The 14,432-nt window shown below is 71.8% G+C and carries 12 protein-coding genes; 5 read left to right on the forward strand and 7 right to left on the reverse strand.

What is annotated here, in order from left to right; genetic code table 11:
- Positions 1-44: 44 nt before the first annotated feature.
- Positions 45-512 (reverse strand): carboxymuconolactone decarboxylase family protein, encoded by a 468-nt coding sequence (locus ACZ51I_RS27185; protein ID WP_468880773.1) that lies wholly within the window; start codon positions 510-512, stop codon positions 45-47.
- 110 nt (positions 513-622) lie between these two features.
- The gene (locus ACZ51I_RS27190) at positions 623-1,363 is read right to left on the reverse strand and encodes a GNAT family N-acetyltransferase (protein WP_468880775.1); all 741 of its coding nucleotides are present in this window, start codon (positions 1,361-1,363) and stop codon (positions 623-625) included.
- A gap of 159 nt (positions 1,364-1,522) precedes the next feature.
- Here ACZ51I_RS27190 and ACZ51I_RS27195 point away from each other — a divergent pair, with 159 nt between their 5' ends.
- The 3 genes from ACZ51I_RS27195 (at position 1,523) to ACZ51I_RS27205 (ending at position 6,217) form a co-directional block, all read left to right on the forward strand.
- Positions 1,523-2,353, forward strand: coding sequence for an LLM class F420-dependent oxidoreductase (locus ACZ51I_RS27195; protein ID WP_468880776.1), 831 nt, complete (start codon positions 1,523-1,525; stop codon positions 2,351-2,353).
- A gap of 70 nt (positions 2,354-2,423) precedes the next feature.
- The gene (locus ACZ51I_RS27200) at positions 2,424-5,009 is read left to right on the forward strand and encodes a bifunctional FO biosynthesis protein CofGH (protein ID WP_468880778.1); all 2,586 of its coding nucleotides are present in this window, start codon (positions 2,424-2,426) and stop codon (positions 5,007-5,009) included.
- Positions 5,010-5,098: 89 nt separating this feature from the next.
- Positions 5,099-6,217, forward strand: coding sequence for an ADP-ribosylglycohydrolase family protein (locus ACZ51I_RS27205; protein ID WP_468880781.1), 1,119 nt, complete (start codon positions 5,099-5,101; stop codon positions 6,215-6,217).
- Here the strand turns inward: ACZ51I_RS27205 and ACZ51I_RS27210 are convergent.
- Both ACZ51I_RS27210 and ACZ51I_RS27215 read right to left on the reverse strand, forming a co-directional pair.
- A complete protein-coding gene (locus tag ACZ51I_RS27210) occupies positions 6,202-7,734 on the reverse strand; it encodes a sodium:solute symporter family protein (protein ID WP_468880784.1) in 1,533 nt (510 codons plus the stop codon). The two genes, ACZ51I_RS27205 and ACZ51I_RS27210, sit on opposite strands and share 16 nt — an antisense overlap.
- Before the next feature lie 152 nt (positions 7,735-7,886).
- Positions 7,887-8,669, reverse strand: a complete 783-nt coding sequence (locus tag ACZ51I_RS27215; RefSeq protein WP_468880786.1) for an SDR family oxidoreductase — start codon at positions 8,667-8,669, stop codon at positions 7,887-7,889.
- Between the two features lie 82 nt (positions 8,670-8,751).
- On the opposite strand from ACZ51I_RS27215, the gene ACZ51I_RS27220 reads away from it, so the two are divergent.
- Positions 8,752-9,585: a hypothetical protein gene (locus ACZ51I_RS27220; protein WP_468880789.1), complete on the forward strand. Its 834-nt coding sequence runs from the start codon at positions 8,752-8,754 to the stop codon at positions 9,583-9,585.
- Positions 9,586-9,697: 112 nt separating this feature from the next.
- Here ACZ51I_RS27220 and ACZ51I_RS27225 read toward each other — a convergent pair whose 3' ends face one another.
- From ACZ51I_RS27225 to ACZ51I_RS27235, 3 genes are all read right to left on the reverse strand, one after another.
- On the reverse strand, positions 9,698-9,898 hold the full coding sequence (locus tag ACZ51I_RS27225) for a DUF397 domain-containing protein (RefSeq protein ID WP_116160455.1): 201 nt from the start codon (positions 9,896-9,898) through the stop codon (positions 9,698-9,700).
- 179 nt (positions 9,899-10,077) lie between these two features.
- On the reverse strand, positions 10,078-10,938 hold the full coding sequence (locus ACZ51I_RS27230; protein WP_468880792.1) for a helix-turn-helix domain-containing protein: 861 nt from the start codon (positions 10,936-10,938) through the stop codon (positions 10,078-10,080).
- Between the two features lie 191 nt (positions 10,939-11,129).
- Positions 11,130-11,828 (reverse strand): GOLPH3/VPS74 family protein, encoded by a 699-nt coding sequence (locus ACZ51I_RS27235; RefSeq protein WP_468880794.1) that lies wholly within the window; start codon positions 11,826-11,828, stop codon positions 11,130-11,132.
- Between the two features lie 162 nt (positions 11,829-11,990).
- Between ACZ51I_RS27235 and ACZ51I_RS27240 the strand changes: the two genes are divergently transcribed.
- Positions 11,991-14,318, forward strand: coding sequence for a D-alanyl-D-alanine carboxypeptidase family protein (locus tag ACZ51I_RS27240; RefSeq protein WP_468880797.1), 2,328 nt, complete (start codon positions 11,991-11,993; stop codon positions 14,316-14,318).
- The last annotated feature ends 114 nt before the right edge of the window (positions 14,319-14,432 follow it).

Consider the following 14,432-nt stretch of genomic DNA (forward strand, 5'->3'; position numbering starts at 1 on the left):
GTCACTGGTCCGTCGTCACGCCCGTTGCCCCGCGGGGTGACGGCCTACCAGGTCGCGCCGGCCGGCTGCCGGACGGTGACGTTGATCCGGTTGAACAGGTTCGTCACGGCGACCATCAGCACGATCGCGGCGAGCTGCTTCTCGTCGAAGTGGTCGGCGGCGGCTTCCCACACCTCGTCCGGCACGGCGTCCGAGGCGTCGGCGAGCCGGGTCGCCGACTCGGCGAGGGCGAGCGCCGCACGCTCCTCGTCGGAGAAGTACGGCGCCTCGCGCCAGGCGGCGACGGCGAACAGCTTCTCGTCGCTGACCCCGCTCTTCCTGGCGCTCTTGACGCCGTAGTCGACACAGAAGCCGCAGCTGTTGATCTGGCTGGCCCGCAGGTGCACCAGCTCCAGGATCGTCTCGTCGACCCCGCCCTGACGGGTGGCCTTGATCAGGTTCTGGATCGCCGGACCGGCGTCGGCCAGGACGTGGGCGGGGTTGGTCATACGGGCCTTGGGCTGGTGCGTCATGGTGATCGCTCCTCGGTGTCTCGCGGTCGTTCGTGCGTCGCTTTCACTGAACTGACGGACCGCGCGCCGGGGATGTGACACGACCGGAGAACTTTTCCGGGAAAGTTTTCTCAGGCCTCCGCGATGAGGGCGGTCGCGACCGTGCGGAAGCCGAGCCGGCCGTAGAGCCGGGCCACGTTCTCGTCCGAGGCCGACAGGAACACGAGCTCCGTGCCGTGCGCGCGGGCGTCCGCGACCAGGGCGGCCGTGACCGCGAGCCCCAGACCCCGGCGCTGCGCCGCCGGGACGGTGCCGACGCCGACGACCTCGGAGACGTCCCCGACGGGCTGGTGCTGGCCCGCCGCGAGCGCCTCGCCCGAGCCGTCGAGCGCCGCCGCCAGCCGGGTCCAGCCGCCCGCGATGCGGTCGGCGATCCGGGCGGCGGTCCCGGGGGCGGCGGGGAAGCCGAAGGCGGCGTACGGGGCGGCGACGGCGCTCTCCAGGGCGGGGTCGTCGGCGCCCACCATCCGTACGGTGACGCCCTCGGGCTCCGGTACGGCGAGCGGCTCGCCCTCCAGGACCATCAGCGGGTGCTCGTGCACGGTGAGCCCGGACGCCTCCACGGCGGCCCGCAGCCCCGGCGTGGTCTCCGCGACCCACTCGAAGGCCTCGGGCACCCCCAGCTCCCGCTGCCGGGCCCGCACTTCCTCGACGGCCTCGACCGGGATCTCGCCGTGATGACCGAGCGCGGGACGGGCGTAGTAGGGCCAGCCCTCCCCCTCCTGCACGAAGAGGGTCAGCGGCCCGCACTCCTCGGTACGGGCGGAGGAACGGGGGACGGCGTCGTAGTACGTCTCGATTCGCTTCAGCACCGGGCCACCGTAGGCGGCGGGGAACGGCCGCGCAGGCGGATTTCCCCGCCGCCTACGGCGTCCTCGCGGCGGAGCAGCGGGCGGCGGACGCCGCCGCTTCCAGACGGCCGGCCCGTCCGCCCCCTCGGAAATCCGCGCCCCACCCCCTACCGTGCCGCTATGCGGATCTCGACCACGATCTTCCTGACCGACGAGACCATCAGCCCGGTGCGGCTCGCGCGCGAACTGGAGCAGCGCGGCTTCGCGGGGCTCTACCTGCCCGAGCACACCCACATCCCCGTCTCCCGCGAGACGCCCTACCCGGCGGGCGGGGAGCTGCCCCGGGAGTACGCCCGGACGCTCGACCCGTTCGTGGCGCTCGGGCAGGCGGCGGCCGTCACCGAACGCTTCGGCCTCGGCACCGGCATCACCCTGATCGCCCAGCACGACCCGATCGTGCTCGCCAAGCAGGTCGCCACCCTCGACCACCTCTCCGGGGGCCGGTTCACCCTGGGAGTCGGCTTCGGCTGGAACCGGGAGGAGGCCGCCGACCACGGCGTCGACTGGACCACCCGCCGCGAGGTCGCGCGCGAGCGCCTCGACCTCATGCGGGCCTTGTGGGCGCCCGAACCGACGGCGTACGCGGGGGAGTACGGCGTTTCGGTACGCGCCTCGGAAGCGTGGCCCAAGCCGGCCGGCGGCGCCCCGCGCGTCCTCCTGGGCGGTGCGGCGGGCCCGAGGCTCTTCGCGCAGATCGCCGCGCAGGCCGACGGCTGGATGCCGATCGGCGGCCGGGGCCTGACGGAGTCCCTCCCGGTCCTGCGCGAGGCCTGGGAGAAGGCGGGCCGGGCCCCGGAGACCCTCCGGCTCGTCCCGTACGCGGTCCTCCCGAACCCCGGCAAGCTCGCCCACTACGAGGAACTGGGCTGCGAGGAGGTCGTCCTCCAACTCCCCCCGGGCGACGAGACGGAGGTCCTGGGCGTCCTGGACGGGTACGCGCGGTACCTGTGAGGAGGGACCCGGTCCGGGTTCCTGCGGGGACCCGACCCCCCGCCCCCGGGGCCGCTCGTATGCTCGGTTCATGACGGATCACCAGGCAGGACGCCCCACCGAGAACGCCATGCGCCGCGCCCTCAAGCGGGCCAGGGACGGGGTCGCGCTCGATGTGGCCGAGGCCGCCGTGCTGCTGCGGGCGCGGGGGGACGACCTGGCGGACCTGGTGGCGTCCGCGGGGCGGGTGCGGGACGCGGGCCTGGCGGCGGCGGGGCGGCCGGGGATCATCACGTACTCGAAGAGCGTCTTCATCCCGCTCACCCGCCTCTGCCGGGACAAGTGCCACTACTGCACCTTCGTCACCGTCCCCGGAAAGCTGCGCCGGGACGGGCACGGCATGTTCATGTCGCCGGACGAGGTCCTCGACATCGCCCGGCGCGGCGCCGAGGCGGGCTGCAAGGAGGCCCTGATCACCCTCGGCGACAAGCCCGAGGACCGCTGGCCCGAGGCCCGCGAGTGGCTCGACGCGCACGGGTACGACGACACCATCGCGTACGTACGGGCCATGGCGATCCGCATCCTGGAGGAGACGGGGCTCCTGCCCCACCTCAACCCCGGCGTCCTGTCCTGGACCGACTTCCAGCGCCTCAAGCCCGTCGCCCCCTCCATGGGCATGATGCTGGAGACGACCGCGACCCGGCTCTGGTCCGAGCCCGGGGGCCCCCACTACGGGTCCCCCGACAAGGAGCCGGCCGTCCGCCTCAGGGTGCTGGAGGACGCCGGCCGGTCCTCCGTCCCCTTCACCTCGGGGCTGCTGCTCGGCATCGGGGAGACCCTGGAGGAGCGCGCCGAGTCCCTCTTCGCGCTGCGCCGGATCGCGCGGGCCTACCACTCCATCCAGGAGCTGATCATCCAGAACTTCCGCGCCAAGCCGGACACGGCGATGCGCGGGATGCCGGACGCCGAGCTCGACGACCTCGTCGCCACCGTCGCCGTCGCCCGGCTCATCATGGGCCCCTCGGCCTGCCTCCAGGCCCCGCCGAACCTGGTCGACGCCGAGTACGAGCGGCTGATCGCCGCCGGCATCGACGACTGGGGCGGGGTCTCCCCGCTCACCATCGACCACGTCAACCCCGAGCGGCCCTGGCCGCGGATCGAGGAGCTGGCCGCCCGCTCCGCCGCCGCCGGCTTCGAACTGCGCGAACGGCTCTGCGTCTACCCCGAGTTCGTCACCCGGGGAGAACCCTGGCTCGACCCCCGTCTCCTCCCCCACGTCCGCGCCCTCGCCGACCCCGGGACCGGCCTCGCGAACCCCGACGCGCCCGTGCGCGGCCTGCCCTGGCAGGAGCCCGACGAGGCCTTCACCGCGACCGGCCGCACGGACCTGCACGCGACCATCGACACCGAGGGGCGTACGGGCGACCGGCGCGAGGACTTCGACGAGGTGTACGGCGACTGGGCGGCCCTCCGCGAGGCCGCCGCTCCCGGCATGGTCCCGGAGCGGGCCGACGCCGACGTCCGCGAGGCGCTGTCCGTCGCCGCCGACGACCCGACGAAGCTCACCGACGCCCAGGCCCTCGCCCTGCTGCACGCGGACGGACCGGCCCTCGACGCGCTGACCCGGATCGCGGACGACGTGCGCCGCGCGGCGGTCGGCGACGACGTCACGTACATCGTCACGCGGAACATCAACTTCACCAACGTCTGCTACACCGGCTGCCGTTTCTGCGCCTTCGCCCAGCGGCGCACCGACGCCGACGCGTACACGCTCTCCCTCGACCAGGTCGCGGACCGGGCCGAGCAGGCCTGGGAGGTCGGCGCCGTCGAGGTCTGCATGCAGGGCGGCATCCACCCCGACCTGCCCGGCACCGCCTACTTCGACATCGCGCGCGCGGTGAAGAAGCGGGTCCCGGGGATGCACGTGCACGCGTTCTCGCCGATGGAGGTCGTCAACGGCGCCAGCCGCACGGGCCTGTCGATACGGGAATGGCTGACGGCGGCGAAGGAGGCGGGTCTCGACTCGATTCCGGGGACGGCGGCGGAGATCCTGGACGACGAGGTCCGCTGGGTCCTCACCAAGGGCAAACTGCCCACGGCGACCTGGATCGAGGTCGTCAAGACGGCCCACGAGCTGGGCATCCGCTCCAGCTCGACCATGATGTACGGGCACGTGGACCAGCCCCGGCACTGGCTCGGCCACTTCCGCACGCTCTCCCGCATCCAGCAGGAGACCGGCGGCTTCACCGAGTTCGTGACCCTCCCCTTCATCCACACCAACGCGCCCGTCTACCTCGCGGGCATCGCCCGCCCCGGCCCGACGGCCCGCGACAACCGCGCGGTCATCGCCATGGCCCGGCTCCTCCTCCACCCCCACATCCCCAACATCCAGACCAGCTGGGTGAAGCTGGGCACGGAGGGCGCGGCCGAGATGCTCCGCTCGGGCGCCAACGACCTCGGCGGCACGCTGATGGAGGAGACCATCTCCCGGATGGCGGGGTCGAGTTACGGCTCGTACCGCTCGATCCGCGACCTGGAGGCGATCGCGGGGGCGGCGGGGCGGCCGTCCCGCCCCCGGACGACGCTGTACGGCGAAGTCCCGGCGGAGCGCCGGAACACCGCCCGGGCCTCGGACGGCCACCTCCCGGCCCTCCTGCCGCTCCTTCCGGGGGAGTAGCCGGGCCGGCGCCCAGGCCGGGCCCCGAACAGCCGTACCCCCGTCGATTACAGTGCTGCGCAGACCGCTCGACGGGGGGAGGGCACGACGTGGCCACGACAGCCGCAGCCGTGTGGGGCCGCGCCGAACAGCAGGACTTCCGGGCCCGGGTACGGGGCTGTCTGCTCGGCGGGGCCCTCGGGGACGCCCTGGGCGCGGGGGCCGACGGGCGCACCCTCGCGGAGCTGCGCGAGGGTCATGGACCTGACGGACTGACCGACCCCGTGCCCGCGTTCGGCCGCCGAGGCGCCGTCACCGCCGCGACGCAGATGACCCTCTTCACGGTCGACGGCCTCATCCGCGCCCAGGTCCGCCGCGACATCGGCGCCTGGCATCCGCCCACCGACGTTCACCGGGCGCATCTGCGCTGGGCCGCGACCCAGCGCGACTGGGGCCCGGACGAGCGGCGCAAGGACAACGGCTGGCTCGCCTGCGAGGAGTGGCTCTACGCCCGCCGCAACCCGCCCCGCGCCTGCCTCACCGGCCTCGGCGACGAACACCTCGGCACCCTCGACAAGCCGAAGAACCCCGAGGCCGCCGACTCCGGCGCGCTCGTCCGCTCGGCCCCCTTCGGGCTGCTCGTCGGCTGGGAGCCGCAGCTCGTCTGCCAGCTCGCCGTGGAGTGCGCCGCGCAGACGCACGGCGCCCCGGCCGCCGGCCTCGCGGCGGGCGCCTTCGCGGTCACCGTCCACGGCCTCGCCCGTGGCGGCTCCGTCGAGGCGGCGGTGGCCGGCGCCCTGGAGCAGCTCGCGGCGCGCCCCGGCCACGAGCCGGTCACCGAGGCCCTGGGCAGGGCCCTCGGAGCCGTACGGGAAGGGGCGCCGGACGCGGACCGGGTGACGGCCCTCGGGGCCGGTGCGGACCGGGCCGAGGGGCAGCTGGCGGCGGCGGTCTACTGCGCGCTGGTCGGCGAGGACGTACGGCACGGGCTGCGGCTCGCGGTGAACCACGACGGCCCCTCGGCGGTGACCGGCGCGCTCACGGGCGCGCTGCTCGGCGCCCTGCACGGCGAGACGGCCCTCCCGCCGGCCTGGCTGGCCGAACTGGAGGGCCGCGCGACGGTCCTGGAGCTCGCGGACGACTTCTCGATGGAGATGACCCAGGGCGCCGCCCTGCACAGCGCGACGGAGTCCTCCCCGGGCTGGCTGGCCCGCTACCCCAGGGGCTGATCCGCCCGCTTTCCCTGGGAGGGGACGGCCGCCGCCCCGCCGTCGGACCCGATCCGGTCGAGCAGCGCGTCCCGCTCCGGGGTGTCCTCCGGCTTCACGTACCCGATGAGGACGTACAGGACGAGCGAGGTCGCGAGCGGCGACACGATCTGGATCTGGAGCTCGATGCCGTCGAGGCCGTAGTTGGTGAGCCAGAAGACGAAGAGGCCGGCCGCCCAGGAGACGAGGGCCGCCGTGGGGCCCGACTTCCGGAAGGGGCGCAGCAGGCCGAGCATGAAGGGGATCGCGATGGGTCCCATGAGCCCGGCGACCCACTTGATGACGACGGTGATGATGTCCTTGAAGGCGGGGGAGTTGACCTGGGTGGCGACCGCCATCGACAGGGCGAGGAAGGCGATCGTCGACCAGCGGGCGGCGACGAGTCCGGCCCGCTGGGTCCAGCTCCGCGCGGCCTTGCTGAGGACGGGCGCGATGTCCCGGGTGAAGACGGCCGCGATGGCGTTGGCGTCGGAGGAGCACATGGCCATGGTGTGCGAGAAGAAGCCGACGATGACGAGCCCGAGGAGGCCGTGCGGCAGCAGTTGCTCGGTCATCAGGGCGTACGCATCGGAGCCGTCGGGCTTCGTCGGCTGGACGAGCAGCGGCGCGCACCACATGGGGAAGAAGAGGACGAGCGGCCAGACGAACCAGAGCACGGCGGAGAGCCGGCCGGAGCGGGTGGCCTCGCGGGCGGACGGCGTGGCCATGTAGCGCTGGGCCTGGTTCCACATGCCGCCGCTGTACTCGAAGGTCTTGATGAAGAGGTAGGCGAGGAGGAAGGTCAGCGTGTACGGCCCGGCGGTGGGAGCGGCGTGCCCCTGGAGCTCGGGGCGGTCCCACACGGTCCACAGGGCGTCGATCCCGCCCAGTTTGCCGAGGACGGCGACGAGCATCGCGACGCCGGCGAGGAGCTGGATGACGAACTGGCCGAGTTCGGTGAGGGCGTCGGCCCAGAGCCCGCCGACCGTGCAGTAGACGCCGGTGACGACGCCGGTGATGAGGATGCCCTGGTTGAGGGAGATGCCGGTGAAGACGGAGAGCAGGGTCGCGATGGCGGCCCACTTGGCGCCGACGTCGACGATCTTCAAGAGGACGCCCGACCAGGCGAGGGCCTGCTGCGTGGGGAGGTCGTAGCGGTCCTTGAGGTATTCGAGTGGGGAGGCGACCCGGAGGCGGGAGCGCAGCCGGTTGAGGCGGGGCGCGAAGAGGTGGGCGCCGATGGCGATGCCGATGGCGATGGGGAAGGACCAGGTGACGTAGGAGGTGACGCCGTAGGTGTAGGCGATGCCCGCGTAACCGGTGAACATCACGGCGCTGTAGCCCGACATGTGGTGCGAGATGCCGGAGAGCCACCAGGGCATCCGGCCGCCGGCGGTGAAGAAGTCGGAGACGGTGTCCACGCGCTTGTGGGACCAGACGCCGATCGCGACCATGACGCCGAAGTAGCCGATGAGCACGGCCCAGTCGAGACTGTTCATTGCGCCCCCTCCATGGGATCCGGTCCGCCTTGTGAACGCGGTTCATGGTGTGGGGAGTTGCAAGGCCCGGACAATGCAAGGGAGAGTCAAGGGACAGTAAAATCGTTCGCTTTACTGACCCCTGTTCAAGGATATGAATATGTGGGAGTGGTTCAGCGCATCAGCTCCCCCGCGTTGACCAGCAGCGACTGTCCCGTGATCGCCCGCGCCCGGTCCGAGGCGAGGAAGGCCGCCGCCTCCGCCACGTCCCCGTCCGTGGCGAGCTCCGGCAGCGCCATCCGCTCGGTGAGCCGGGCGAGGACCTCCGCCTCCGCCACCCCCTCGGTGTGCGCCGTGAACTGCACGTACGCCTGGACCGGTGGGCCCCACATCCAGCCCGGCAGAACGGTGTTGACCCGGATCCGGTGCGGCCCCAGCTCGCGCGCCAGCGAGTACATGGCCGAGGTCAGCGCCCCCTTCGAGGCCGCGTACGCCGCCTGCCGCACCTGCGAGGGCGCCGCCACCGCCGACTGCGTCCCGATCAGCACCACCGAACCGCCGCGTACCTTCAGCGCCGGCAGACAGGCCCGGGTCATGCGCAGGGTCCCGAGCAGGTTCACGTCGAGCACCTCCTGCCAGGTCGCGAAGTCCGCGTCCTCCAGGCCCCCGAAGCAGGAGTCCCGGGCGGCGACGTGGACGACCGCGTCGATCGCGCCGAAGCGCTCGACGGCGAGCGCGGCGAGGGCCTCGCACTGCTCCTCGTCGGTGATGTCCGTGACCCGGTACGCGGTGCGGCGGCCCTCCGGGTCGATCTCGGCGGCGGACTTGGCGAGACCGGCCTCGGTACGGGCCCCGAGCACCGCGTGCCCCCCGTCCCGTACGACCGTCTTCGCGATCCGGTGGCCGAGCCCGGCCCCGACCCCCGACACGACGACCGTCTTCCCCTGGAGCGGCATCCGGACCCTCCTCGACCCTGGCCATGTATCTGACGGTCCGTCAGAGTAGGGGCCCGTCACCGACATGGGAAGGGGTACGAGAGTGAGCGAGGAGACCCGCAGCGAGACGTACGCGGAGCTGGCGGCCGTCGGGCCGTACGGCGTGCGCCCAGGCCACGCGCTGATCACCATGGTCGAACCGCACCCGGGCCACGAGTACGCGTACAACCGCTGGTACGAGGACGACCACTACTACGCGGGCGCCATGGCCATGCCCTGGATGTACGCGGGCCGGCGCTGGGTCGCCACCCGGGAGCTCCAGGAACTCCGCGCCCCCGGGAAGTCCGCCGTCGCCCGGCCGGTCACCGCCGGCTGTTACCTCTCGACGTACTGGATCACCGAGGGCCGCTACGACGACCACATGAAGTGGACCGTCGGCATCAACAAGCGGCTCAACCGGGACTCCCGCGTCCACCACGAGCGGACCCACGTCTTCACCTCGTTCCAGGCCCACGAGGCGACCGTCTACCGCGACGGGGAGACGGGCCCGCGCGACTTCCACGCCCTCGACCACCCCTACGCCGGACTGATCCTCCAGGTGATCGACGCCGAGGGCCCGGAGCGGCGGGCGGACCTGCTGGAGCGGCTGCGGACCCGGGAGCTGCCCCGGCGGCTCGCCGGCTCACCGGCGGCGATGGTGACGGTCTTCCGGCCGACCCCGCTGCCCGGCGACCGCATGACGTACGTGAAGCAGGTCGAGGGCGTCGACACCCGGCTGACCCTGCTCTGGTTCCTGGAGGAGGACCCACGCGACTGCTGGACGGAGCACTTCGCGGACCTGGAGGCGATGGGCACCCCGGACGGCCGGGTGGAGCTGGTGGCACCCTTCATCCCCACGATCCCGGGGACGGACCGCTACGTGGACGAACTGCGGTGACCCCGTCCGGGGCCGGCGTGTCCGGAAAAGGGCCGAGCCCCCTCGGCCAGGACGGCGGACCGGTCGAGAGGGCTCATTCGTACTGCTGGTGACGGCGTGCGCGCACCGGGGCTCAGAGGGCCCCGTTGCTCACCTCGCCGACGAAGGCGTTCCACGAGCCCGGTCCGAAAGAGAGGGACGGTCCCTCGGGAGCCTTGGAGTCCCGCACCGCGATCGCGGACACGACGGGGGACTTCACTTCGACGCAGGCCCCGTTCCCACCCGAGTAGGAGGACTTCGTCCAGGTGTCCGTACCACCCTGAATAATCGCCATGCTGCTCACTCCGGTTCTGCCGAGTCGTCTGTCGCGCCAACGTTCTTGATGGCGTGATCGACGCTACTCGCCGGTCCCCTCCGACGGGACCGGCGTTCACACGTCCGAGTGGCATATTCCAACCGCGCTTCCGTGGGAGCGATCACGAGGTGTACGGTGCCTGCCCCGCCCGATGGTGCTCAGCCCTGGGCGTGCTTCTTCGCCATTTTCGAGATGAACTCCCGCGTCTGGTCGACGTTCAGCGCCTGCGCCCTGAGGTGCTCGTACATGACGGAGTACTTGCCCACGTCCTGGGCCTTCTCCAGGTACAGATCGCTCGTCACGCCCTCGATGTAGACGACGCTGGAGTCCGAGGTGTCCGGGAACTCGAGGATCGAGTACTGCCCGCTGATCCCCGGATGCGCGCCCATCTCGAACGGCAGCACCTGCACGGTGACATGCGGCAGGTGCGACTGCTCGATGAGATGCTCCAGCTGCTCGACCATCAACTGCGGGCTGCCGACGATCCGGTGCAGCGCGCCCTCGTCGATGACCGCCCAGAGCCGCAGCGGACGCTCCTCGTCCCGGATCCGGTCCTGGCGGCGCGTGCGGACCTGGACCCGCTTCTCGATCTCCGCGGGCGTCGACTCCGGCAGCGCGCCCGAGATCACGGCCTCGGCGTACGCATGCGTCTGGAGCAGCCCCGGAATGATCTGCGGCTCGTACATCCGCAGGCTCTCCGCGTCCGTCTCCAGGCCGATGTAGACGCTGTACGGGATGTCGCCGAAGGCGTGCCACCAGCCCTGCTGGCGCGAGTCCTTGGCCATCTGCATGAGGGAGTCGACCATGCGCTCGTCCTCGACCTCGTACACACCGCACAGGTCCCGGACATCACGCTGACTGATCGAGCGGCGGCCGTTCTCCAGCCGGCTGATCTTGGACTGGGAGACGAGAAGGCGCTCGGCGACCTGCTCGGCCGTCATGTTCTTCGCCTCGCGGAGCTTGCGCAGCTCCTGGCCCAATCGGCGTCGCCTGACGGTGGGGTTGACGTTGGACGCCACGGAAACTGCACCTCCGGCTGTCTGCTGCGTAGCTGTGAGTATCTACCGCTTGGCAGACTGCCACCAATGGCCGGGTGTGCGCTGGGAAACCAGGACAACGCACATGTGCGGGACGGCCGTCCAGACCGCCCCGCACACCTGTGCGGCTCCCGGGATGGTTCTTGGTGCCTTTGTCGCAGGCCGGGCGAGCGTCAGTGCACGGCCGCGCGGGCCATGCTGCCGCGAGGCTGCGCCGGGACGCCCGCGGCGCTCCGGCGCGGCGGTGCCGCCGCGCCGTTCTGGACGTCCATCACGGCGTGCGCCACGAGTCCGCCCATCGGGTCGTGCCGGATCAGGTCGCGCAGCCGGGACCGCGACGACCGTCCTTCGTTGCCGGGGTAGAGGTGCTTCCCGAGACCGACCGCATGGGCCAGCGCGGCAAGCGCCGCGGTCCGCGGGTCCGGCGGTACGCCGGTGCGGATCGCACTGTCCAGCCGGGCACGGATCTCCCGACTGATCGCCGTCTCCGTCGCCTGGTAGCGAGTCGTCGGCAACACCCCGCACATCTGGCCCTCCACGGCATGCACCATGCCGCATCGCTCCAGATGCGAGAGATACGTCTGACGGAGCCCCAGTCGGGGCCCGCCGATCCAGTGGACGGCCCGAACCGGACTGCCACGCCTGCGCAGCAGCTCCAGTGCGGAGTCCAGTGTCGGATCTCCGGTCGGCCGTGGCATCACCACGGCGATACGATCCCCGTCAGGGGCTATCCGGCCTGCCAGAGCCAGCTCCACTAGCTGTGCTCCGGCCAGACCGAGGTCGAGCGACTGCGGCTGCGCTGTGGTACCCGTGGTCGGGTCCAGAGCGAGCAGTAGAAGCTCTTCCGGAATACTTCTGCGGCTCCTGCCCATCCATGCCTCCCCGCGTGGATGAATGACAGGGTGACCCCTCTCACATTCATCTGTCGAGAGCGCCTGGGTGGTTCATCCGGGAACCAGTAGGTATGTCGTTCTCGTCTAGCACGGGAGCCGAGGGGTTCACACAGGACACTGGTAGACGGTCCGGACGTACGTATGACGCATGGAGGAGGCACGGTGGCGGGCGAGTCCCCCGACAAGGCGGAGCAGCAGGGGTCGTCGCAGGAGACGACGGCCTCGGGCGGGGGCCGGGATCCTCGGCTTTCCGTGCTCCGTGAGTCAGACGCCTCGTCGTCCTCGGCGGTTCGCGTCGATCAGCCGACGGCCGTGTTCAAGACCCTGGCACCGCGCACGCCGGAGGACGACGAGCCGACGGAGACGGCTGAGGGCGAGTCGGCTGAGGGCGAGTCGGCTGAGGGCGAGTCGGCTGAGCCGGAGCGGGCTGAGTCGGAGTCGGATGCGGAGAAGGCGTCTGAGCCGGAGCCGGGGAGCGACCGTCTGAAGGCGGCTGTGGCGGCGTGGGTCGCGACGGCGGAGGAGCCGAAGGCTGAGGAGCCGGAGGCAGAGGACGAGCCCGAGGACGAGGCTGAGGAGCCGGAGGCAGAGGCGACGGACGGCGAGGCCGACGACGAGCCCGCCGAGGCCGACGGGCCGGCCGAGGACGCGGAGGGCAAGAGCCCCTCGGCGTCCGAGAAGCGGGCGGAGCAGTCGGAGCCCACCGGCTCCACCGACGACCCCTCGGACTCCACCGACCCGGCGGACTCCACCGACGACCCCTCGGACTCCACCGCTCCCGCGGACTCCTCCGGCCAGGAGGACGCGGCGGACGAGGAAGCGGACGAGGAGCCGGAACCGGTCGACCAGCCGACGACCATGTTCAAGATGGTCCGTCCGCCCGCCGTGGACCAGCCGACGACCGCCCTGAAGCTCCCTTCCGCCCCGACCGCGGACTCCGACAGCGAGCGCACGAGTGTCTTCCGCGCGCTGCGCCCGGACATCCCCGCCGAGCAGAAGGCGGAGAAGGCGCAGAAGGCCGAGAAGGCGGCGCAGGAGGCCGCCAAGGACTCCGCCGCCGCGGCAGCCGCGCCCAAGGGGGCGGCCCCCGAGGCCGCGCCCAAGACGGAGCCCGCCCCCGCCCCCGTACCGTCGCCGGCGGGGCTCGCCGAGGCGGAGCGGACGCGGCAGCAGCCGCTGCCCCCGCTTCCTCCGCTCGACCTGCTCGCGGAGCTGACGAACACGCCGCCCCCGCCGCCGAGCGCGCTGCGGACGACCCTGCGCAGAGTGCGGATCTGGACCCCGCTGGTCCTGCTCCTCCTGATCGTCTTTGCGATCGTGCAGATGGTCCGCCCGCTGCCCGAGCCCGCGCTGAGGCTGTCGGCCGCGCCGACGTTCACCTTCGAGGGCGGCCGGCTGAACATGCCGTGGCCGACCGAGGGGCAGGGCGCCGTCGAGGTCGAGGGCGTCGGTTCCATGGGCCTGTACGGAGCGCAGAAGCCGGCCCCGATCGCGTCCGTGACCAAGACGATGACGGCGTACGTGATCCTCCGCGACCACCCGATCAAGGGGAAGCAGAAGGGTCCCGAGATCGCGGTCGACAAGAAGGCGGCCGACCAGGCGAAGCACGATTCGGAGTCGACGGCGCCGGTCCAGGAGGGCCAGACCTACACGGAGAAGGAGCTCCTGGAGCTCCTGATGATCCCCTCCGCGAACAACGTGGCCCGGCTGCTCGCCCGCTGGGACGCCGGTTCGGAGGCCGCGTTCGTCGAGAAGATGAACGCCGCCGCGAAGGACCTGGGCATGACCCAGTCGACGTACACGGACCCGTCCGGCCTGCTCGACAGCACCATGTCGACGCCGCAGGACCAGCTGAAGCTGGCGAAGGCGGTCATGCAGTACGACGTGTTCCGCGAGATCGTGAACATGCCGAACGTGACGGTCGACGGCATCCCCGGCCGGATCGAGAACAACAACAACATCCTGCTCGAACCCGGTGTGAGCGGCATCAAGACGGGCTCCTCCACCCCGGCCGGCGGCAACCTGCTCTGGGCGGCGAACACCGTCGTGGACGGCCAGAACCGCCGCGTCCTCGGCATCGTCATGGGGGCGAAGGACGCCAAGCTGCTCAACGAGAAGCTGCAGCTCGCGATCGACAACAGCCTCAAGCTGATCCAGCAGGCCCAGAAGGACGTCACCTCGGCCGCCGTGGTGAAGAAGGGCCAGGTCCTGGGCTACGTGGACGACGGTCTCGGCGGCCGGACGCCGGTCGTGGCGACCAAGGAGCTCAAGGCGGTCGGCTGGCCGGGCCTCCAGGTGAAGCTGGAGCTCACCGACGGCGGCCATGCCGTCCCGCACGCGGGGAAGGCGGGCGACGTCGTCGGCCAGGTGTCGATCGGTACGGGCGCGGGCAAGGTCAGCTCCCCGGTCGCCCTCAAGGCGGATCTGGTGGAGCCCGGCTTCGACAAGAAGCTGACCCACGTGGGCTGAGAAGCCACCCGCTCGGCCGGACGCCCCGAATTTCCGGGGCGTCCGGCTGTTAGCGTTTCCGGGGGACGAGAAGGACGCGTGATATGCGCGAGAAGCGAGACGGGCAGTACGGGA

The sequence above is a fragment of the Streptomyces sp. NPDC034084 genome, assembly GCF_055575535.1.